The organism is Inquilinus limosus (assembly GCF_051487185.1).
GTDB classification, from domain to species: domain Bacteria; phylum Pseudomonadota; class Alphaproteobacteria; order DSM-16000; family Inquilinaceae; genus Inquilinus; species Inquilinus limosus_F.
The window spans coordinates 12,905-31,962 of sequence record NZ_JAHVDK010000018.1; the positions used below are offsets into that span (position 1 = coordinate 12,905).

Consider the following 19,058-nt stretch of genomic DNA (forward strand, 5'->3'; position numbering starts at 1 on the left):
GGTATCCAAGGATGATGCATCATACATCAGCTGCCCGGTGACGGTCGAGGCTGGCGCCCTTCGATGATGAGACGATGACATGAAGGTCTTCTGGAACGACATCCAGCGCAGCCATACGCCGCAGTTCTTCCTGCAGCGGGGGCAGCTCCGCCGCAACTTCGAGGTGCCGGCCCGGGCCGAGGCGCTGCTGACCGCCGTGCACGAGATGGGGCTCGAGGTCGTCGAGCCGCCGCCGGTCGACCGCGCCGTGCTGCAGTCGGTCCATGCGGCGGATTATCTCGACTTCCTCGAAGGCGCCTGGGCGGAGTGGGCGGCGCTGCCCGACCATGGGCCCGAGCTGGTGCCCAACATCCATCCGAGCCCGGAGATGCTGGCCCAGGGCGCCAGGCCCTCCGGCACCATCGTCGGCCGGCTCGGCTGGTACACCGCCGACACCTCCTGCCCGATCGGGCCGCAGACCTGGATGGCGTCCGTCGCCGCCGCGTCCTGCGCCGTCGCCGCGGCCGATGAGGCGGCGGCCGGCCGTGCCGCCTATGCGGTGGCGCGGCCGCCCGGGCACCACACCTATGCGGCCCGGGCCGGCGGCCACTGCTACCTGAACAACGCGGCGCTGGCGGCGCAGCGGCTGCGCGACCGCGGCGCGATGCGCGTCGCCGTGCTCGACATCGACGCCCATCACGGCAACGGCACCCAGGGCATCTTCTGGGAGCGGGCGGACGTCTTCACCGCCTCGGTGCATGGCGACCCGAACCGCTATTACCCCTGGTATGTCGGCCATGCCGGCGAGACCGGGGCTGGGGCGGGGGAGGGCAGCAACCTCAACCTGCCGCTCGCCCTCGGCACGGGCGATGAGGGCTGGCTCGCCGCCATCGACCAGGCGCTGGCGGCGATCGGTCGGGCCGGGATCGACGCGGTGGTGGTCAGCCTCGGCTTCGACGCCTCGAAGGACGAGCCGCTGGCGGCGCTGCAGGTGACCGAGGACGGCTTCGCCCGGGCGGGCGAGAAGATCGCAGCGCTGGGCAAGCCGGCGGCGATCATCCAGGAGGGTGGCTATGCCGTCGACGTGCTCGGCCGGCTGCTGACGCGCTTCTTCGACGGCTTCTCCGGCTGATGCTCTCGCCGGAGGACGCCGAGCGGCTGGTGCGCGACCACTACGGGATCGAAGGGCGCGCCCATCCCCTGAGCAGCGAGAGGGACCAGAACTTCCGGATCGAGACCGCGGTCGGCCGGCGCGTGCTGCTGAAGATCGCCGACCCGGCCGAGGACCGGCAGGCCACCAATCTTCAGACGGAGATCCTGCGGCATCTCGAGCGGGCCGATCCGGCCCTGCCGGTGCCGCGCATCCTGCCGGCACGGGATGGGACGGTCGAGATCGAGCTGGACCGCGGCGGAACGTCGAGAGTCGCCCGGCTCCTGTCCTTCCTGGACGGGACGCCGCTGGCGGCGGTCACCGCACGGTCGCCGCGCCAGCGCCGACGGATCGGCGCGCTGGTCGGCCGCGTCGCCGCCGGGTTGGCGGAATTCCGCCACCCGGCCGAGGCGCATGAGCTGATCTGGGACATGGCCCGCGCGGCGCGGCTGCGCGACCTGCTGGGCGAGATCGCGGATGCGGAACGCCGTGCCCTGGCCGAAGCCGGCCTCGACCGGTTCGAGCGGGCGGTGGTGCCGGCCCTGCCGGGGCTGCGCCGGCAGGTGATCCACGCCGACGCGAACCCCAGCAACATCCTGGTCGATCCGGCCGACCCCGACACCACCACCGGCCTGATCGATTTCGGTGACGCGGTGCGGACCGTGCTGGCCAGCGACGTCGCCGTCGCCGCCGCCTATCACCTCTCGGACGGCGACGATCCGCTCGGGCCGGCGGCCGAGCTGATCGCCGGCTACCACGCCGCGCTGCCGCTGCGGCAAGAGGAGATCGACCTGCTTTGCGATCTGATGGCGACGCGGCTGGTGATGATCGTGGTCATCGGCGCCTGGCGCGCGCGCCGCCATCCGGAGAACCGGGCCTACATCCTTCGCAACAACGAGGCGGCCTGGTCGCGGCTGCGGCGCCTGACCGATCTCGACCGGCAGGCGGCCGCCGACCGCCTGCACCGCATCTGCCGGGAGGAGGCCGCCCATGTCTGATCCCCGCACCGCCACCCTGCGCGCCCGCCGTGACCGGCTGCTGGGGCCGGCCTACCGCCTGTTCTATGAGGAGCCGCTGCATGTCGTGCGCGGCGAGGGCGTCTGGCTCTACGACCCCGACGGCGAGCGCTATCTCGACGCCTACAACAACGTCGCCTCGGTCGGGCACTGCCATCCGCATGTCGTCGCCGCCCTGGCGCAGCAGGCGGCCGTGTTGAACACCCACACCCGCTACCTCGGCGAAGGCGTGCTCGACTATGCCGAGCGGCTGCTGGCGACCTTCCCGCCCGAGATCGGCCATGTGATGTTCACCTGCACCGGCAGCGAGGCGAACGATCTCGCCCTGCGGGTCGCCCGCGCCGTCACCGGCGGCACCGGCGTGATCGTCACCGACTGGGCCTATCACGGCGTGACCGTGGCGCTGGCGGAGATGTCGCCCTCGCTCGGCAGCGCGGTCCGGATCGGCGACCATGTCCGCCTGGTCGCCGCACCGGATGGCTACCGCGGCGACGGTGATGTCGGCCGGGCCTTCGCCGCCCGGGTGACGGCGGCGATCGAGCACATGCGAAGCCACGGCATCACGCCGGCGGCGCTGCTGGTCGACACCATCTTCTCCAGCGACGGGGTCTTCGCCGACCCGCCCGGCTTCCTGGCCCCGGCCGCGGCGGCGATGCGGGCGGCTGGCGGGCTGGTCATCGCAGACGAGGTGCAGCCCGGCTTCGGCCGCACCGGCGACGGGATGTGGGGCTTCGCCCGCCACGGCATCGTCCCGGACATGGTGACCATGGGCAAGCCGATGGGCGACGGCCACCCGATCGCGGGCATGGCGGCGCGGCCGGAGGTGCTGGCGGAGTTCGGCCGCCGCACCCGCTACTTCAACACCTTCGGCGGCAACCCGGTCTCGGCCGCGGTCGGCATGGCGGTGCTCGACGTGATCGAGGGCGAAGGGCTGGTCGCCAATGCCCGGGACACCGGCGCCTTCCTGCAGGAGGCGCTGCCGGCCCTGGCCAACCGGCATCCCGCCATTGGCGACGTGCGCGGCGCCGGGCTGTTCATCGGGGTCGAGCTGGTGCGCGACCGGACGACGCGAGAGCCTGACGGCGCGCTGGCGGCGCGGGTGGTGAACGGGCTGCGCCGGCGGCGGGTGCTGGTCAGCAGTTGCGGCCGGCACGGCAACGTGCTGAAGCTGCGCCCGCCGCTGGTCTTCGGCCGCGAGCATGCCGAGATGCTGGTCGACGCACTCGACCGCACCCTCCACGATCAGGAGACGTTGTGATGAGCACCTTGTTCGACCTGACCGGCAAGCGGGCGCTGGTCACCGGCTCCTCCCGGGGGCTCGGCTTCTCGGTCGCCGCCGCGCTCGGCCGCCACGGTGCGACGGTGATCCTGAACGGCCGCGACGACGGCCCCCTGGCCCAGGCGGTCGGTCGGCTGCGCGACGACGGCATCGACGCCCATCCGGCCCGCTTCGACCTGACCGACGCCGAGGCCGCGACCGCCGCAATTGGCCAGGCGGTGCAGACGGTCGGGGCGATCGACATCCTGGTCAACAATGCCGGCATCCAGCTGCGCAAGCCGTTCCTCGATTTCGCGATCGAGGACTGGCGGATGATCCTCGACGTGCACCTGATCGGCAGCGTCGTCGCCGCCCGCGCGGTGCTGCCGGGAATGGTGGAGCGGCAGGCCGGCAAGATCATCAACATCTGCTCGCTGATGAGCGAGCTGGGCCGGCCGACCATCGCCCCCTACGCCTCGGCCAAGGGCGCGCTGAGGATGCTGACCCGCAACCTGGCGGTCGAGTTCGCCCGGCATAACATCCAGGTCAACGGCATCGGCCCCGGCTATTTCGCCACCGAGCTGAACCGCGCGCTGATGGACGACCCGGAGTTCGACGCCTTCGTCAAGCGCCGCACCCCGGCAGCGCGCTGGGGCCGGCCGGACGAGCTGGGCGGCGCCGCCGTGTTCCTGGCCTCCGCCGCCTCCGACTTCGTCAACGGCCAGATCATCTATGTCGATGGCGGCCTGCTGGCTTCGGTCTAGGGATCACGCCAGGTCGCCGCCGTCGATGCCGATGACATGGCCGCTGACATAGGAAGCGGCGTCGCTGGCGAGGAAGACCACCACCGCCGCGACCTCCTCGGGCGTGCCGGCCCGGCGCATCGGATAGGGCGCGACCAGCTGCTCGGTCGTCACCTTCCAGTCGCGCCGCACCCGCTCCAGCATCGGCGTCTCGATCGGGCCCGGGGAGATCGCGTTGATGCGCACGTCGCGGCCGTATTCCTGGGCCGCGGCGCGGGTCATGTGGATCACCGCCGCCTTGGTCGCACCATAGGCGACGATGTTCGGGAAGGCGTGGCGGCCGCCGATCGACGCGGTGTTGATCATGGCGCCCTTCGCCCGCACCAGATGCGGCAGCTCGTACTTCATCGAGACGAAGACGCCGCGGAGATTGGTCGCGACCTGGTCGTCGAAGCCGGCGATGTCGGTGTCGGCGATCGGCGCTGGCGGCAGGTCGATCCCCGCATTGTTGAAGGCAATGTCGAGCCGGCCCCAGCGCTGGACCGTGTCGGCGACGAACCGCTCCATCTGGGCCGCGTCACGGACATCGGCCTTGGTGTAGGCGACGTCGCCGCCCTCCCAGCGGATGCGCGCCTCGACCTCGCGGCCCAGCGCCTCGCGCCGGCCGTTGAACGCGACCTTGGCGCCGGCCCGCGCCAGGGCGGCCGTGGTCGCCGCCCCGATCCCGGATGTCGCGCCGGTGACGATCGCCACCTTCCCGGCCAGCAGGCCGGGCGTCTGGGCGACCGCGGCGGCCGGAAGGGCGGCCCCGCCGGCAGCGATCGCGCCCGCCAGGACGACGCGGCGCGGCAGCCCGGCCGTGGCCGGATCGAAGGTCTCTTCCTGGGCCATGGTGTCCTCCCTGTTGGCCGATGCGGGAGAGCCTACCGGCGGCGATTGCCCCGAAAAATCGGGGCTGCCTTCCTGAGCCTTTAAGATCCGATTTATAATCCGGGCATGAATGCGCCCGATCCCTTCACCGGTCTCTCCGCCTTCCTGGCCGTGGCGGAGGCGGGCGGGTTCACCGGTGCGGCGGCGCGGCTGGGCGTCTCGCCGGCGGCGGTGAGCCAGGCGGTCAAGGCGCTGGAGGCCAGGCTCGGGGCGCTGCTGTTCGTGCGGACGACGCGCCGGGTCGGGCTGACCGAGGCCGGGGCCGCGCTGCTGGCGCGGGTCGGGCCGGCGGCGACGGAGATCGTTTCGGCAATCGAAGAGGTGGGCGCGATGGGATCGGTGCCGGCCGGGCTGCTGCGCCTGACGGTGCCGCGCATGGCCGTGCCGCTGATCGTCGAGCCGGTGGTGGCGGCGCTGCGGCGCAGCCATCCCCGGATCGCGATCGAGGTCGCGGTCGAGGACGCGACCGTCGACCTGGCCGCGCGGGGCTACGACGCCGGCATCCGCATCGGCGAGTATGTCGAGCTCGACATGGTGGCGGTGCGGCTGACCCGCGACATCGCCTGGAGCGTGGTCGGCAGCCCCGCCTATCTCGACGCCCGCGGCCGGCCGGAGCGGCCGGAGGACCTGACGCGGCACGAGGCGATCCGCTACCGCTTCCCGACCTCCGGCGCGATCTATCGCTGGGAATTCGAGCGCGACGGCCGCGCCCTGACGGTCGACCCGCCCGGCAGCATCATCGTCAATGACGGCGGGCTATTGTCCTCCTTCGCCCGCGCCGGGCTCGGCCTCACCTATCTGCCCGATATCGCCGTCGAAGCCGATCTCGCGGCCGGGCTGCTCCACAAGGTGCTGGAGCCGTTCCTGCCGCGGACGCCCGGCCTGTTCCTTTATTTCCCGCGGCGGGCCCAGGACCAGCCGAAGCTGCGCGCCTTCATCGACGTCGCCCGCTCGGTGCTGAAGCCGTGACGGGCGCGCCGTCGTCCGGCGCGCCCTTCGGCCTTACTTCTCGGGCATGGCCGAGGAGTGGTGCGAGGTGATCAGCCAGGCGTCGTCGATGAACGCATAGGTGTAGGTGTAGCGCGCCGGAACCTTGCTGCCGTCATCCAGCGTGAAGGTGTAGGTGCCGCTGTCGGTCGCCTTGTTGCAGCCGATCCGGATCACCCGGCTGTCGATCGTCCCCTGCGGCCGCTTCTCCAGGAAGTGCTTGAAGTAGTCGATCCGTGCCTCCTGGGTCAGGCGCGGCGTGTTCGACAGGGTCGGCAGCAGGATCGCGTCCTCGGCGTAGTTGGCCACCACCGCCTCAGCCTTGAGCGTGGCGAGGGACGCGTTCCAGCGGTCGAACAGCTTCGCGACCCCCTCTTCCGTGATCGGCTCGCATTGGGCCGGCGTGGCCGTGGCGGCGGCCGTCTGGGGGACAGCGGCCGTATCGGCGGCGAAGGCCGGCAGCGAAAGGGCGGACAGGGCGAGGACAGTGGCCAGGGTAACACGCATGATCGGTCTCCTTTGTCGGGCGGCGCATCGGCGCCGCATGGCCTGGATTTGGGGGAAGGAGGCCGGCTGCGCGTCTGCCGGGCGGATCTGCCGAACGGCATAGGGCGCAACGCTGGTCGCCGGGCTATGCTAGGCCGGAATCCGTCCGGAACGGAGCGAGAGCGAAACGATGCCCTTGTCGTCGGAAGCCGCCGAGGCTTCCTCCGTGGTCGAACTGCGCCGCCTCTACCGCGATGCCGAGGCGCGCGCGGCGCGTCTGCGCTTCATCGTCGATATCCATGCCGGTCTGGAGCACGGCCGGTTCGAGGAGGTGGCCGGGACGGTGCTGGCGCGGATCGCGGCCTTCGCCGGCGCCGGGTCGGGCGTGCTGGAGATCGAGGCGTCGCACGGGCTGCCGGCGTGGCGGTCGATGGTCGGGCAGTCCGATCGCGACTCCGGCGGCACCATCGATCTGTGTGCCCGCGACGGCGGGGCGACCGCCCGGCTCGCGCTGCGCCTGCTGCCGGGGCGGCGCGAGCTGGCGGCCGAAGACCGCGATGCTCTGGATGTCGCGGTCCGCCGGATCGCCGCAGCCGTCGGCCTGCAGCGCCAGGCGGCGGAGCGGCAGCGGCTGCTCGATGACCTCGCCGACAAGCGCGCCGAGCTCGCGGCGCTGGTGCGCCGCCTGATCGAAGCGCAGGAGCAGGAGCGGCGCCGGGTGGCGCACGACCTGCACGACGGCTCGGCCCAGACTCTGGCGGCGCTCGGCTACCGGCTGCAGGCGGTGACCGCGGGCTTGCCGGACGATGCGGCGCTGCGGCAGGAGCTGGAGGAACTCGCCGGGCTGGCGCGCCGCTCGGTGGCCGAGATCCGCGCCGCCATCGCCGATCTCCGCCCGCCGGAGCTGGACGGGCTCGGGCTCGCGGCGGCGCTGCGGGCACGGCTGGAGACGCTCGGCGGCCTCTCCGTCGACGCCGAGCTGTCGCCGGCCGCGGAGCGCTGGCCGCCGATGGTCTGCCTGGTGCTGTACCGGGTCGCACAGGAAGCCCTCGCCAATGTGGTCAAGCATGCGGGGGCGGACCGGATCGAGCTGCGGCTGTTCGAGGACGGCGGCCACGCGCATCTCCACGTCGTCGACGACGGCAGAGGCATCGCGGCCGTCGGGGTGCCGGACGCCGCCGGCGAGCGCCTGGGCATCGCCGGGATGCGCGAGAGGCTGGCGGTGCTCGGCGGCCGGCTCGAGCTGGAGGGCGCGGCGGGGAAGGGGACGGCCATCCGCGCCGCCATTCCGCTGCCGGCCGGGGCGGATGGCCGATGACCGCATCCGTGCTGATCGCCGACGACCACGACCTGGCCCGGGCCGGCCTCGCCGCCATGATCGGGCGGGAGGCCGATTTCCGCATCGACGCGGAGGCCAGGAACGGGGCTGAGGCCGTGGCCGCCTGCCGGGCACAGGCGCCCGACCTCGCCATCCTTGACATCCGCATGCCGGAGCTGGACGGCCTCGCCGCGACCCGGGAGATCCGGCGCGTGGCCCCGAAAACCCGGGTGCTGATCCTGACCATGCACGACAGTCTCGACTACCTCGAAGCCGCGATCGAGGCGGGCGCGTCGGGCTATCTGCTGAAGGACGCCAGCCGGACCGACATCCTGGCGACGATGCGGCGGGTGCTGGAGGGCGACGCCTTCTTCAATGCCGATCTGGTGGCCCGGCTGCTGCGCCGCGTCTCGGCCCGTCCCGCCCCGCCGGTGGGCGCCCTCGATGGCCTGACCGGGCGCGAGCGCGAGGTGCTGGCCAAGGTGGCCGAGGGCCTGACCAACAAGGAGATCGCGCGCAGCCTCTCGATCGCCCCGGGCACGGTGAAGATCCATGTCGAGCGGATCATCGCCAAGCTCGGCGTCGGCGACCGGACCCAGGCGGCGGTCCTCGCCGCGCGCAGCGGCCTGTTGCCGGGATCGGCCGCATCGTCATGACCGGGCGCTTCGTCGACTGGCCGCTGAAGACCAAGGGCATCATCGTTGTCGCCGTGCCGCTGGCGCTGCTGCTGGGCGCATTGGCCTTCGTCTTCCTGGCCGACCGGCAGAGCACCGTCGCCGAGGACCAGGTGCGGCTGACGCTCGCGATCCAGTCCGACATCCAGGAGATCCACGCCCAGATCGCCGAGGCCGCGACCGGCGTGCGCGGCTATCTGCTGACCGGGCAGGAGTCCTTCCTGACGCCCTATGACCGGGCGCAGGCCGGGCTGCCGGTGGTGATCGAGCGGATGGGGAGGCGCCTCGTCGACCCCGAGCAGAAGGACCGGCTGCAGCGCATCCGGGCGATGGTCGCGACCAAGCTGGCCAGCCTGGCGGAGCTGCGGCGGGCCGCGGCCGCCGATCCCTCGAACCCGCAGGCGCTGACGGTGGCGCTGACCGACAGCAAGAAGGATCTCGACGTGCTGCGGGCCGAGATCGACACGATGTCGCGGCGGGAGGCCGGGCTGCTGGCCGCGCGCACCGATGCGGCGGAGCGGATCCGTGCGCTCTCCCGCGCGCTCCTGGTCGTGGCGGGGCTGCTGGGCCTCAGCGGCGCCATCGCCGCTGTCGGCCTGTTCTCGACCGGCATCGTCCGCCGCGTCCAGGTTCTGGAAGGCATGGCCCACCGCCTGGCCCGGGGCGAGAAGATCGAAGTGCCGGATCCGGCGGGGGACGAGATCGGCCATCTCGAACAGGCGCTGCACGAGGCGAGCATCCTGCTGCGGCAACGGGAGGCCGAGCTGCGCGAGAGCGAGCGCAACCTGGTCGCCGCCCGGGAGGAGGCGCTGCAGGCGAGCCGGGCCAAGAGCGAGTTCCTGTCGCGCATGAGCCACGAGCTGCGCACGCCGTTGAATTCCATCCTCGGCTTCGCCCAGCTGCTGGAGCTAGACCTGAAAGACGAGGAGGCGCGCGAGAACGTGGCGCAGATCCTTCGCGCCGGGCGGCACCTGCTGAGCCTGATCGGCGAGGTGCTGGACCTGGCCCGGATCGAGGCCGGGCGCATGGACCTGGCGGTCGAGCCGCTGCCGGCCGCGGAGATCCTGGCCGAAGCGGCCGTGCTCGCCGCGCCGCTGGGGCAGCCGCGCGGGATCGCGATCGAGGTCGCGGCGCCGGACGAATCCGGCCTCCCGGTCCTGGCGGACCGGCGGCGGCTGCTGCAGGTGCTGCTCAACCTCCTGTCCAACGCGGTCAAGTACAACCGCGACGGCGGGCGGGTCGTGCTGGAGCATCGGGCGGCCGGTCCGGGGCTGGTCCGCATCACCATCCGCGACACCGGGCCCGGCATTCCGCCGGAGCGGGCCGAGCGCCTGTTCGCGGCCTTCGACCGGCTGGGCGCCGACCGGTCCGCGGCCGAGGGCTCGGGGCTCGGCCTCGCCCTGTCGCGGCAGCTCGCCGAGGCGATGGGCGGGGCGCTGATCCATGAGAACCTGCCGGAAGGCGGCTCGGCCTTTCATCTCGACCTGCCGCACGCGGAAGATCCGCCAAGCCTCCGCCACCCGACGACGGCGGACGACGTTCAGGGCTGATGACGAGGGACCCATGCCGACGACCGACCTGATGCGCCAGTCGACGATCCTGATCGTCGACGACGAGCCGGCCAATGTCGTGCTGCTGGAGCGGCTGTTGAAGCGCGAGGGCTTCACCCGGCTGCTGGCCACCACCGATCCGCGCCAGGCCCTGCCGCTGTTCCAGGAGCATCCGGTCGACCTGGTGCTGCTGGACCTGATGATGCCGGAGCTCGACGGCTACGCCCTGCTCGAGACCTTCTCCCGCCTGATCCCGGCCCAGACCTATCTGCCGATCCTGGTGCTGACCGCGGATGTCACGCTGGCCGCGCGGCGTCGCGCACTCTCGCTCGGGGCCAAGGACTTCCTGACCAAGCCCTTCGATGCGGTCGAGGTGGTGCTGCGGATCTTCAACCTGCTCGAGACAAGGATCCTGACGCTCGAGCTGGCCCGGCACGGCCTGCCGCGGCCGGAAACCGAGCGGCCGCTGCTCGGGTGACACGGCCGAGCCGACGGGTTGATCGTCCCGGGCGCAGCGGTGCAGAGCCCGATGAAGGACGCCCGCCGCGCGAACGCGCGCAGACCCTTCCCCCCTGCCGCCTCCCGCAAGGGGAGGGGGAGAATGGAAGGCTGCGCTCGCGCAGATTTTGCAGGTTGGGTTCGCGGCACGCGAACCCAACACGGGCGCGGCGGGGGTGTTGGGTTCGCCCGAAGGCGAACCCAACCGACGCGTTCATGCCGCAGCGGCGTTCAGCTGCTGTCCAGCGGCTCCTCCCAGGGCGGGTGGTCGAACCGCTTCAGGGTCTTGGTGTCGAGCCAGTAGGGCTCGGCGTCCTCGGAAGGTCGGCAGTAGAGGTAACGCTGCCGGTCCGGCGGCGGGCGCCCCTGCTGCGGCGCGCCTGTCGCCCCGTCCGAGTCGAGGTCGGCGGCGAGGGCGCGGCGGGACAGGCCGATATCGCGGCCCAGGCACAGGATCAGGGTCTCGAGCGGCAGGGCGGTGTCGGCGAGGTCGGTGTCGATGCGCTCGTCCTCGGTGAGGCGGGTCCAGAGCTCGGTGGTCAGCCGCTCCTGCGCCTAGGGCTGGGCCCTGGCGATGGCGCGGGAGACGCGCTGGGCGACAGCGTGGCGCCGGTCGTCCTTCTCGTCCTGCCGCCAGTCCCGGCGGTCTTCGGCCGCGCGCAGCGTCTCCTCGCGTTACATGCGCGGGCCTTTCGCAACGCAGGCGGGTCTCTCCGGGAGGCGTGGCGAGATCCTATCGCCGGGTGCGCGGTTTGCCATAGCAGGGTGAGCACCTCGGCAGGTGTCGGACCATCTCCAAAGGACGGAAAGCCGGTCTTCGGCCATCACATGCGACCCGTCCAGACCGCGCCCGCCGCAAAGCGGACGCTGGTTGATCGACGCAAGACCGGACCGCGCGGTCGGCGCTCGTGGTCCGGTCACCCGTCAGACAATCCGGCGCGGTCGAGACCATCGATCGGCTCGGCCGTTTCGGATCAAGGCGCCTCGGGACAGACTTTCTGAACCACCGCGTCGATCCAGGAGTCGTCGATGTCGGCGTATGGGATCAGCATCCTGTAATAGAAGGCGCCGAACAGCAGATCGAGCAGGACGTCGCCGTCCTCCCTCGAGACGCCCGCGGCTTGGATCGCCCGGTGTCCCTCTTCACGGCGCGGGCTGATCCAGTTCTCCCAGAAGGCGCGCGCGAGATCAGGGTCGGACTGGGCGGCGCCGACAAGATGGCGCAGCAGGTCGCGGCGGGCCGGGTTGAGGGCGCGCGCGAGGTCGCCGAGCGCATTTCGGAAGGTCTCGCGCAGCGTTGCGCCCGGACGATAGGCGATCAGGGGATAGATGTCGCCAAGGTAGGCGTCCATGATGACCGCGGCGGCGTTGGGCCAGCGACGATAGATCGTCGTCTTCGCCACACCCGCGGTGCTTGCAATCCCCTCGATGGTGACCCGCTCCGGGCCCAGTTCGCGCGCCAGCCTGAGCGCCGCTGCCCGAACAGCGGCGGTCGCGGCGCTGCTTCGCGCGCGCCCTCCACGCCCCTTCCCGCTCTCAATCGGCAACCGCCATCCTCCCTCGCGCTTCCGGCGCACGGCCCTTACGCCGCCGCCCAGTACTACAGTACGGATCAATGCTTGACAACGATACGTAGCGTTGCGTATCTGGAGACCATCCAGGCACTGCGGCTCCCGATCGTGGCGCTCCGGCACCATCGGGGTTCGGGCTTCGCCAGCCCATCGATCGGAGGGGTTCCCATGAGCATGCCCGCTGCCGACGCGGATCGTCCGCTGGTCCTGATCGTCGATGACGATGAGAGGATCCGCTCCGCGCTTCAGGAGCTCATGCTGTCGGCGGGGCTCGATGCGGCCGGCTTCGCATCGGCGCGCGAGCTGCTGGACTGCAAGCTGCCGGATCGCTCCGGATGCCTGGTTCTCGACGTACGCCTGCCCGGGACGAGCGGCCTCGATCTGCAGCAGCAGCTCGCATCCACCGGCAAGAACAAGCCGATCGTCTTCCTCACCGGTCACGGCGACATTCCGATGACGGTCCAGGCGATGAAGGCCGGCGCCATCGATTTCCTCACCAAGCCGGTCCGCGACCAGACCCTGCTGGACGCCGTCTCGGCCGGCATCGAACGCGACGTCGCGCAGCGGGCCAAGGCCCGCATCGCCCGGCAGCATGTCGACCACTACAAGACCCTGACCCGGCGCGAGCGCCAGGTGCTGCGGGCCGTGGCGCTGGGACGCTTCAACAAGCAGATCGCCTACGACCTCGGCATCAGCGAGGTCACCGTCAAGCTGCACCGCAGCAACGTGATGAGGAAGATGCACGCAACGTCGGTCGGCGAGCTCATCCGGGCGTGGGAGATCCTCCCTCTCGATGTTCGTGAAGAATAGCCGACCCAATCCACACGATAGTTACAAAGCGACCGTGCATCGCGCGAAATCGGACCAGCCGCATGTCTGGGCTGGCCAGACATTCGCCTTGAACGCCGGCTTCCAGATTGCGTCACGAATTCCGCGGGCGGAGAACCAGAGAAAAGCGCGGATGATCGCGAATTGCGTCGAAGTCGGCATCGCGTCGAAGCAGGTCTATCGTGTTCTGCGAGACCTTCCGGGCGGCCATTTCGGTAGCGCAGCGCTTCTTCTACTTCACCGAACTAAGCGTGGATGCTCGCCGCATTGACCTGCGCAATGAACTCATCCGGGACAATCGCCAGGGAACGGGCCAGCCAGGAATGCGCCTTCTCCCTCTCGCCGAGATAGGCAAGCGCAAGGGCGCCGCGATGCAGTGGTGAGGCATCCCCGGGGTGGAGGTTGGTCGCGCGTTCCGCCCGTTCGAGACAGACCCTTGCCCATTCCGCTCTTTCCGGATCGCCCTTGCCGACAAAGCTGGCGATCATCATCGGCGAAACATAGTCGTCCGGTCTCAGCCGGGAGGCCAGCTTAAACAACGAGACCATCCTCTCCCGGTCGTTCAGAAAACGCACCATGGTGGAGGCAAAGAAGAAATTGGCCTCGTAGGAATTGGGATCGATGGAGAGAGCCTGCCGATATGAGAGGTCGGCCTCATCGTATTTTTCATTGCAGAACAGTGCAAAGCCCTGCGCGGTATGCGCTTCCGGAAGGCTGGGGTCGAGATTCAGCGCCTTGTCCGCGATGGCTAGGATCGCATCCGACGAGATAGCCTCGCCGTGCCAATCGCGCAGGCAACAATCGCAGATCACCATGCCGGCATAGGCACGCGCATAGCCAGGATCGAGTTCCGCCGCCTTGCCGAACATGCGTCGGGCTAGGGCGAGGTTTAATTTTGTCAATGCGAGGGCCAGTTGCCGGCCCCGCAGCTCGAAGTGATAGGCCTCGACGTTGGCCGTACGAGCTTGCTGAATGGCCTGCTTCTCCTCCGGCAGCAGCTCGAGTTCCAGGTGTTTGACGACAGCTTCGGTGATCTCGTCCTGGATTGCGAAGATGTTCTCGAGTTCCCGGTCGAACCGCTCCGCCCAAAGCAATTCTCCGCTCTCCCCCTCGAGCAAGCGCGTGGAGACTCGGACGCGTTGGCCAGACAGGCGCACATTACCTTCCAGAAGGTACCGGACGCGGAGTTCGCGGGCGATCTCGTTTCCTCGGGTCCTGCGCCCCCTGAAGGCGAAACTGTAGTTCTTTGAGACGACCAGGAGCCTCCGGCTCTTCGTCAGAGCTGTCGTGATGTCTTCGGCAATACCGTCGGAAAACCATTCCTGATCAGGGCCCGCGGTCTCGAATGGCAGCACCGCGATCGATGGCTTGTCGGGCGCCGCAAGCATCGGCGAGTCCGCGGCGCGCTGTGGCGGCGCAGGTCGGATCATGTAGACACGGACCGGCGTCGCCATGTTCTTGAGCCGCCGTTCGCCGAGATCCTCAAATTCAATATCGACCTTGCCGCCGACCTCGTCGCGCACCTTGGCGGCTACGCAGATGCCGCCAGGCTCGGCCAGGACTTGCAGCCGGGCGGCAACGTTGACGCCGTCACCGTAGAGATCGCCACCCTCAACGATTACATCGCCCAGGTTGATCCCCACACGCAATACGATCCGCCGATCCTCCGGCAGATCCACATTTGCGGCGCCCATAACCCTCTGAAGCTCGATTGCGCAGCTGACGGCATTCACAACACTGGCAAATTCTGCCAGCACTCCATCGCCCATTACCTTGACGATGCGGCCAAAATGTTTGGCAAGCAGCGGCTGTAGAATATCCCTGCGTCTGGTTTTGAGTGCCGCGAGCGTGCCCTGCTCATCGACGCCCATCAACCGGCTATACCCGACAACATCGGCAGCAAGAATGGCGGCAAGACGGCGATGGCGCGTTGTTCGGCCATGGCCCAATCGCCTTCCGAAGCGCAGCTTCGAAATTCTATTGCAGTGCCTCTGACGAGTCTACAAAGCCAGCTTCCGCTTTGGTCTCTTGCCGCTGATTGTGATGACCGTGGTGTCCCGCTTCCGCCCGTGTCGGTCATCCTGGACCGGCGGGAGGGCGCCACAAGCGGTCACCGGGTCAGCGCCCCGACACCGGACATCGCCTGGGCCTGTAGGATCCGGTCCTGCCCGGCCAGCCTGGCTCGATAAAGGTACGGCTCGATCGGCGGCGCGAGGCCTGGCCGATGGCCAGGGGGCGCCGAAGCTGGCCATTCTCGGCTCGGCTACTCTCGGCACCACTGACGTTCACTTTGCGGGCATACTGCAACCGACTCGTCACCCGGGAGACGCAACGCATGAATGCGCCACCATCGCCATCCGGAGCAGAGCGGACTGATGAATCAGCCGTTCGGATCGGCGCTCTGGTTCCGCTAACTCGGCCTGGCTGGGTCGAGGCAGGCCAACACTTGCTCGCTGGACTCGAGCTAGCCGTTTGCGAAATCAATGACGCCGGCGGGATCGTCGGGAGACCACTCGAGCTGGTGGTCCGAGACACCGCGGCTGATCCACAGAGGGCCGCGGCGGCCGTAGATGAATTGGCTCGCCTGGGTGTGGCTGCCTTGGCGGGGGAGTATCACAGCGTCGTCGCCCGCGCCGCCGCTGCCAGGGCCGACGCCCTCGGCCTGCCGTTCCTCTGCTCGTCAGCGGTTCTCGACGCGCTCACCGAACAGCCAACGAAATGGGTCGCGCGCCTTGCCTCGGCGCAGTCCTACGGCTGGCAGATCTACGCAGACTTCCTCCTCAGCTCGGGCCACAGTCGGATCGCCGTAGCAGCCGAGTCGAGTGTCTACTGGGCATCTGGAGCCCGCATTCTGCGGGACTACCTCGTTCCACGCGGCGGCACCGTCATCGAACTCGACATGCGCTCGCTCGCCCCCACGGCGGTGTGCGACGAACTCGTCGACAGTCGCGCGACAGCCCTCCTTCTTCTGGTCGGCCACCCGGAGCCGGCAGTGTCGATCGTCAAGTCCGTCCGCCACGACCAGCGCCTCGCCGGGATCATGATTGGTGCTCCGGCCGGCCAATCGGAATTCGCCGAATGGGCGACGTTGCTGGGCGACGACAGCACCGCAATCCCGTTCTTGCGCTACCTGCCCGAGCGCCTCAGCCCACTCGGTGCACGAGTCGAGACGGCCCTTCGTGAGCGGCTGGCCAAAGCGCCCTCCTTCGTAGCCTTCGAGGGCTACGACACGGTCGCCGTCCTCGCCGATGTGCTGCGTTCTCACGGCGTGGACCGGGCGCGCACTGCCGAATCCTGGCCGCGCGTTGCAGTTGAAGGCACCCGCGGGCAGATCCGGTTCTCCCGCACGCCGGGCATCAGCGTTTGGCAATGGGCTTGGCCGCCAATCCAAGTCGTTGATCGAGATCCGGCGGAACCCGATCGCTTTCGAATCCTCCACGCCAGCTGAGAGAGCGCGGAGGTCCGACTGCGGACGAGGGCTATGATGCTGATGCCAGCGGCCCGAAACCGGACGTCAGCCGGACCGGCCGGATCGGGCCCTTCCCGGCCAGCCCATACCGGCGACGGTGCCCCGAAGCCGGCCATTGCAGCCAGCTTCTCGAAGCGGACCTGGCCGGCTTCGACCCGAGGCGATCACTTCATACCAGACGTGGCCATCGCCAAGACGGCCCCCGGAAGGCCCGCCGGTTCTGCGACAAGATCATCCGCCCCCGCGGACTCCAACTCATCGCGAGTGCCGTATCCCCAAAGTACACCAAGCGCGCGCATCTTGTTCGCGTGAGCTCCAATGACATCATATCGACGGTCACCCACCATGACGCAGTGGCTCGGCGCTAGTGCATGTTGCTCAATGATATGGGAGATAAGTTCCGGCTTGTGGTCTAGAGCACCGCCATCTTCGGAGCCGTAGATGCCGTCGAAAAGGGGAGCAAGATTGAGATGCTCAAGGATACGCAGAGCAAACTTCGTACGCTTGGAAGTCGCGAGATACAGCCGTGCGCCTGAATGCCGAATCTCGGCCAATGCTTGAGCGATGCCGGAGTAGGGAAGACTGTTGTACAAGCCATTCTGGCCATAATCCACCCGATAGGCTGCCACCGCTTCAACAACTCGATCATCACCAAAGGGCTGCAGCAGCAACCGCATGACGTCGTCAATCGGCGGGCCAATGATTGCGGATAAATCCAGCGATGGTTCCGACACATGCCCCAGGGCACGAAGTGCAGCCCGGCAGCTCATTAGGATGCCAGGCTGCGAGTCGATCAGGGTGCCATCGAGGTCTAGAAAAACTGAGGAAGTGTAAGAGGACATAGCGGAGCGTAACATGACTTGCCCGGCTGGCTACAGCCGCTCACCACCCTTCGCTGTCGCGAGCGCCTAACTGGAGAGAGCCAACACCGGTCATTGCCACGGCTTCCCAGAAGCGGACGGAGCTAAACAGGACGTCAAGATCGGGCATGGGAGATCTCAGGGGCGCCAAAGGCGGTCGTCTAGAGCGCGTCGATCCAGGCAGTCACCGCGGCGTTCACGTCGTCCTTGCGGTCCTGCATGATCCAGTGACCTGCGTTGGACCATACGTCGACTTTCGACTTCGGGTGCGAGAACCACGGCCGCATGCGGTCTGCTTGCGCCGGATCACGACACAGGTGGTAGAAGGGCACCATCAAGCTTTCGCAGAATATGGCGCTGGCCTCTCCGAGGCCCACCTGGTCGGCCCCGAAGAAGAGCGGGCCGAAGGACTCGCGCACGACGTGCACCGGCATCCCCTGGAGGCGTCTCGCGTGCCAGCGCTCGCATGCCGGATCGGTCGCGGCGTCGTAGACGAGCTGGAACAGGGCCGGGACCACGACGCCGGGATCGCCGACGTTCAGATCATGGGCAGTCTTCGCGAAGAGTTGCGCTGCGTCGCCGGAAAAGCCGATCGCGCCGTCGACGGACACGACGGCATCGACCAGGTCCGGCCGCTTGGCGGCGAGACGGGCGGCGATCTGCCCACCCATTGAATGCCCGACGATGATGAACTTTTGGCCGGGGTATCTGGTCGAGATCAACGCCTCGATATCGGCAACATAGTCGGCGGGCGCGTAGGCACCTGACGGCATGACCTCGGATCTGCCATGCCCCCGCAGGTCGGCAGCGACGACACGGTACTTGCTCTCAAACAGCGGCAGCTGCCAGCTCCAATCATGGGAGTCGCAAGTCCAGCCGTGCAGAAACATCACGTTCTTGCCCGTGCCTGCTTCCGTCGCGAAGAGCTTCGCCGTCGGTCTCGTCGCCGCGGAAGCCCCGCCATGCCCCTGGGCGATCGCACCCCCCGCCGCGCCGGCGAGCGCCAGCATGCCGCGCCGGGACAAATCGTGCCGCCTTGTTTCCATGCTTCATCCTGCGTGGTGCTTGAGCCCGCCGATCCGTTCCCTGCATTGGTTCGGATGATCCAGATCCCGAGCTCAGAGCGATTGGCTTGGCGCTGACGATATACGTTGGCTATCTACGGTCAATTACGCACCTCCAGGTGCGCAGGTATACGGAAGGATATCGGGATGACGTGCCAGGTTGATGCGGTGTTCTTTGCGGACTGCGCCGCACGCTCCTTCTTCGATCAGGTCGCCAATAAATGGTCGGTGATGATCCTCACCCTGCTCGCCGAAAAGCCGACGCGCTTCAATGAGATCAGGCGGAGATTGGAAGGCGTCACGCACAAGGCGTTGACGCAAGCCTTACGACGTCTAGAGCGGAATGGGCTGATTGCTCGCGAGGTGCTGGCCACCTCGCCAGTCGCGGTCGAATACTCAATCACAGAACTTGGGCGCACACTGCAAGTCCCGTTCGGAGCAGTGTATGATTGGGCGATCAAGCATTTGCACGAGATCGAACAGGCGCAACAGGCCTATGATGAACGGGCAGATCGGTGACGCCGCCGGGCCCTGTGGCTCTCAGTTGGTCGCAGCAGTCCTAGTCCCGGCCGAAGGGTGTCAGTTCCGGACATCGCACCGGCATCTCGAGAGCGGACCCCGCCCGACGGCCGCGTCGACTCGATCAAAGCCCAATTGTGCCCAGCAGCCCTGGCCGA

General features: G+C 68.8%; 18 protein-coding genes. 12 read left to right on the forward strand and 6 right to left on the reverse strand.

Going from position 1 to position 19,058, the window contains the following annotated elements; genetic code table 11:
* Window positions 1-79: 79 nt before the first annotated feature.
* From KXR53_RS20400 to KXR53_RS20415, 4 genes are read left to right on the forward strand one after another with little or no spacing between them, the layout of a single operon-like run.
* The gene (locus KXR53_RS20400) at window positions 80-1,111 is read left to right on the forward strand and encodes a histone deacetylase family protein (RefSeq protein WP_437377098.1); all 1,032 of its coding nucleotides are present in this window, start codon (window positions 80-82) and stop codon (window positions 1,109-1,111) included.
* Window positions 1,111-2,127 carry a phosphotransferase gene (locus tag KXR53_RS20405; RefSeq protein WP_437377099.1) on the forward strand — a complete coding sequence of 339 codons (1,017 nt, stop codon included), beginning with the start codon at window positions 1,111-1,113 and terminating at the stop codon, window positions 2,125-2,127. Before KXR53_RS20400 ends, KXR53_RS20405 begins: the two co-directional genes overlap by 1 nt.
* A complete protein-coding gene (locus KXR53_RS20410) occupies window positions 2,120-3,403 on the forward strand; it encodes an aspartate aminotransferase family protein (protein WP_437377100.1) in 1,284 nt (427 codons plus the stop codon). The genes KXR53_RS20405 and KXR53_RS20410 overlap by 8 nt, the downstream gene beginning before the upstream one ends.
* Window positions 3,403-4,167, forward strand: a complete 765-nt coding sequence (locus tag KXR53_RS20415) for an SDR family oxidoreductase (RefSeq protein WP_437377101.1) — start codon at window positions 3,403-3,405, stop codon at window positions 4,165-4,167. Before KXR53_RS20410 ends, KXR53_RS20415 begins: the two co-directional genes overlap by 1 nt.
* Window positions 4,168-4,170: 3 nt before the next feature.
* Here the strand turns inward: KXR53_RS20415 and KXR53_RS20420 are convergent, their stop codons facing one another.
* Window positions 4,171-5,037: an SDR family NAD(P)-dependent oxidoreductase gene (locus KXR53_RS20420; RefSeq protein ID WP_437377102.1), complete on the reverse strand. Its 867-nt coding sequence runs from the start codon at window positions 5,035-5,037 to the stop codon at window positions 4,171-4,173.
* A gap of 105 nt (window positions 5,038-5,142) precedes the next feature.
* On the opposite strand from KXR53_RS20420, the gene KXR53_RS20425 reads away from it, so the two are divergent.
* Window positions 5,143-6,045, forward strand: a complete 903-nt coding sequence (locus KXR53_RS20425; protein WP_437377103.1) for a LysR family transcriptional regulator — start codon at window positions 5,143-5,145, stop codon at window positions 6,043-6,045.
* 33 nt (window positions 6,046-6,078) lie between these two features.
* Here KXR53_RS20425 and KXR53_RS20430 read toward each other — a convergent pair whose 3' ends face one another.
* Window positions 6,079-6,570: an SgcJ/EcaC family oxidoreductase gene (locus KXR53_RS20430; protein WP_437377104.1), complete on the reverse strand. Its 492-nt coding sequence runs from the start codon at window positions 6,568-6,570 to the stop codon at window positions 6,079-6,081.
* 169 nt (window positions 6,571-6,739) lie between these two features.
* Here KXR53_RS20430 and KXR53_RS20435 point away from each other — a divergent pair, with 169 nt between their 5' ends.
* Genes KXR53_RS20435 through KXR53_RS20450 form a run of 4 tightly spaced genes read left to right on the forward strand, consistent with a single transcriptional unit; the run spans window position 6,740 to window position 10,569 of the window.
* Window positions 6,740-7,867: a sensor histidine kinase gene (locus KXR53_RS20435; RefSeq protein ID WP_437377105.1), complete on the forward strand. Its 1,128-nt coding sequence runs from the start codon at window positions 6,740-6,742 to the stop codon at window positions 7,865-7,867.
* Entirely contained in the window at window positions 7,864-8,523 is a 660-nt protein-coding gene (locus KXR53_RS20440) for a response regulator (protein ID WP_437377106.1), read from the forward strand. Before KXR53_RS20435 ends, KXR53_RS20440 begins: the two co-directional genes overlap by 4 nt.
* Window positions 8,520-10,091 (forward strand): sensor histidine kinase, encoded by a 1,572-nt coding sequence (locus KXR53_RS20445; protein WP_437377107.1) that lies wholly within the window; start codon window positions 8,520-8,522, stop codon window positions 10,089-10,091. The genes KXR53_RS20440 and KXR53_RS20445 overlap by 4 nt, the downstream gene beginning before the upstream one ends.
* A 13-nt stretch (window positions 10,092-10,104) precedes the next feature.
* Window positions 10,105-10,569: a response regulator gene (locus tag KXR53_RS20450; protein ID WP_437377108.1), complete on the forward strand. Its 465-nt coding sequence runs from the start codon at window positions 10,105-10,107 to the stop codon at window positions 10,567-10,569.
* A gap of 994 nt (window positions 10,570-11,563) precedes the next feature.
* Here KXR53_RS20450 and KXR53_RS20455 read toward each other — a convergent pair.
* Window positions 11,564-12,136 (reverse strand): TetR/AcrR family transcriptional regulator C-terminal ligand-binding domain-containing protein, encoded by a 573-nt coding sequence (locus KXR53_RS20455; protein ID WP_437377109.1) that lies wholly within the window; start codon window positions 12,134-12,136, stop codon window positions 11,564-11,566.
* Window positions 12,137-12,268: 132 nt separating this feature from the next.
* On the opposite strand from KXR53_RS20455, the gene KXR53_RS20460 reads away from it, so the two are divergent.
* Window positions 12,269-12,970: a response regulator transcription factor gene (locus KXR53_RS20460; RefSeq protein WP_437377110.1), complete on the forward strand. Its 702-nt coding sequence runs from the start codon at window positions 12,269-12,271 to the stop codon at window positions 12,968-12,970.
* Window positions 12,971-13,233: 263 nt separating this feature from the next.
* Here KXR53_RS20460 and KXR53_RS20465 read toward each other — a convergent pair whose 3' ends face one another.
* Window positions 13,234-14,937 carry a tetratricopeptide repeat protein gene (locus KXR53_RS20465; protein ID WP_437377111.1) on the reverse strand — a complete coding sequence of 568 codons (1,704 nt, stop codon included), beginning with the start codon at window positions 14,935-14,937 and terminating at the stop codon, window positions 13,234-13,236.
* Window positions 14,938-15,323: 386 nt separating this feature from the next.
* Here KXR53_RS20465 and KXR53_RS20470 point away from each other — a divergent pair, with 386 nt between their 5' ends.
* Window positions 15,324-16,436 carry an ABC transporter substrate-binding protein gene (locus KXR53_RS20470; protein ID WP_437377112.1) on the forward strand — a complete coding sequence of 371 codons (1,113 nt, stop codon included), beginning with the start codon at window positions 15,324-15,326 and terminating at the stop codon, window positions 16,434-16,436.
* A gap of 185 nt (window positions 16,437-16,621) precedes the next feature.
* On the opposite strand, the gene KXR53_RS20475 is transcribed toward KXR53_RS20470, so the two are convergent.
* Complete coding sequence (locus tag KXR53_RS20475; RefSeq protein WP_437377113.1) at window positions 16,622-17,314, reverse strand: HAD hydrolase-like protein; 693 nt, start codon at window positions 17,312-17,314, stop codon at window positions 16,622-16,624.
* A gap of 164 nt (window positions 17,315-17,478) precedes the next feature.
* Window positions 17,479-18,363 (reverse strand): alpha/beta fold hydrolase, encoded by an 885-nt coding sequence (locus tag KXR53_RS20480; protein ID WP_437377114.1) that lies wholly within the window; start codon window positions 18,361-18,363, stop codon window positions 17,479-17,481.
* A 165-nt stretch (window positions 18,364-18,528) separates the two neighbouring features.
* On the opposite strand from KXR53_RS20480, the gene KXR53_RS20485 reads away from it, so the two are divergent.
* Window positions 18,529-18,900, forward strand: coding sequence for a winged helix-turn-helix transcriptional regulator (locus KXR53_RS20485; RefSeq protein ID WP_437377115.1), 372 nt, complete (start codon window positions 18,529-18,531; stop codon window positions 18,898-18,900).
* Window positions 18,901-19,058: the final 158 nt, after the last annotated feature.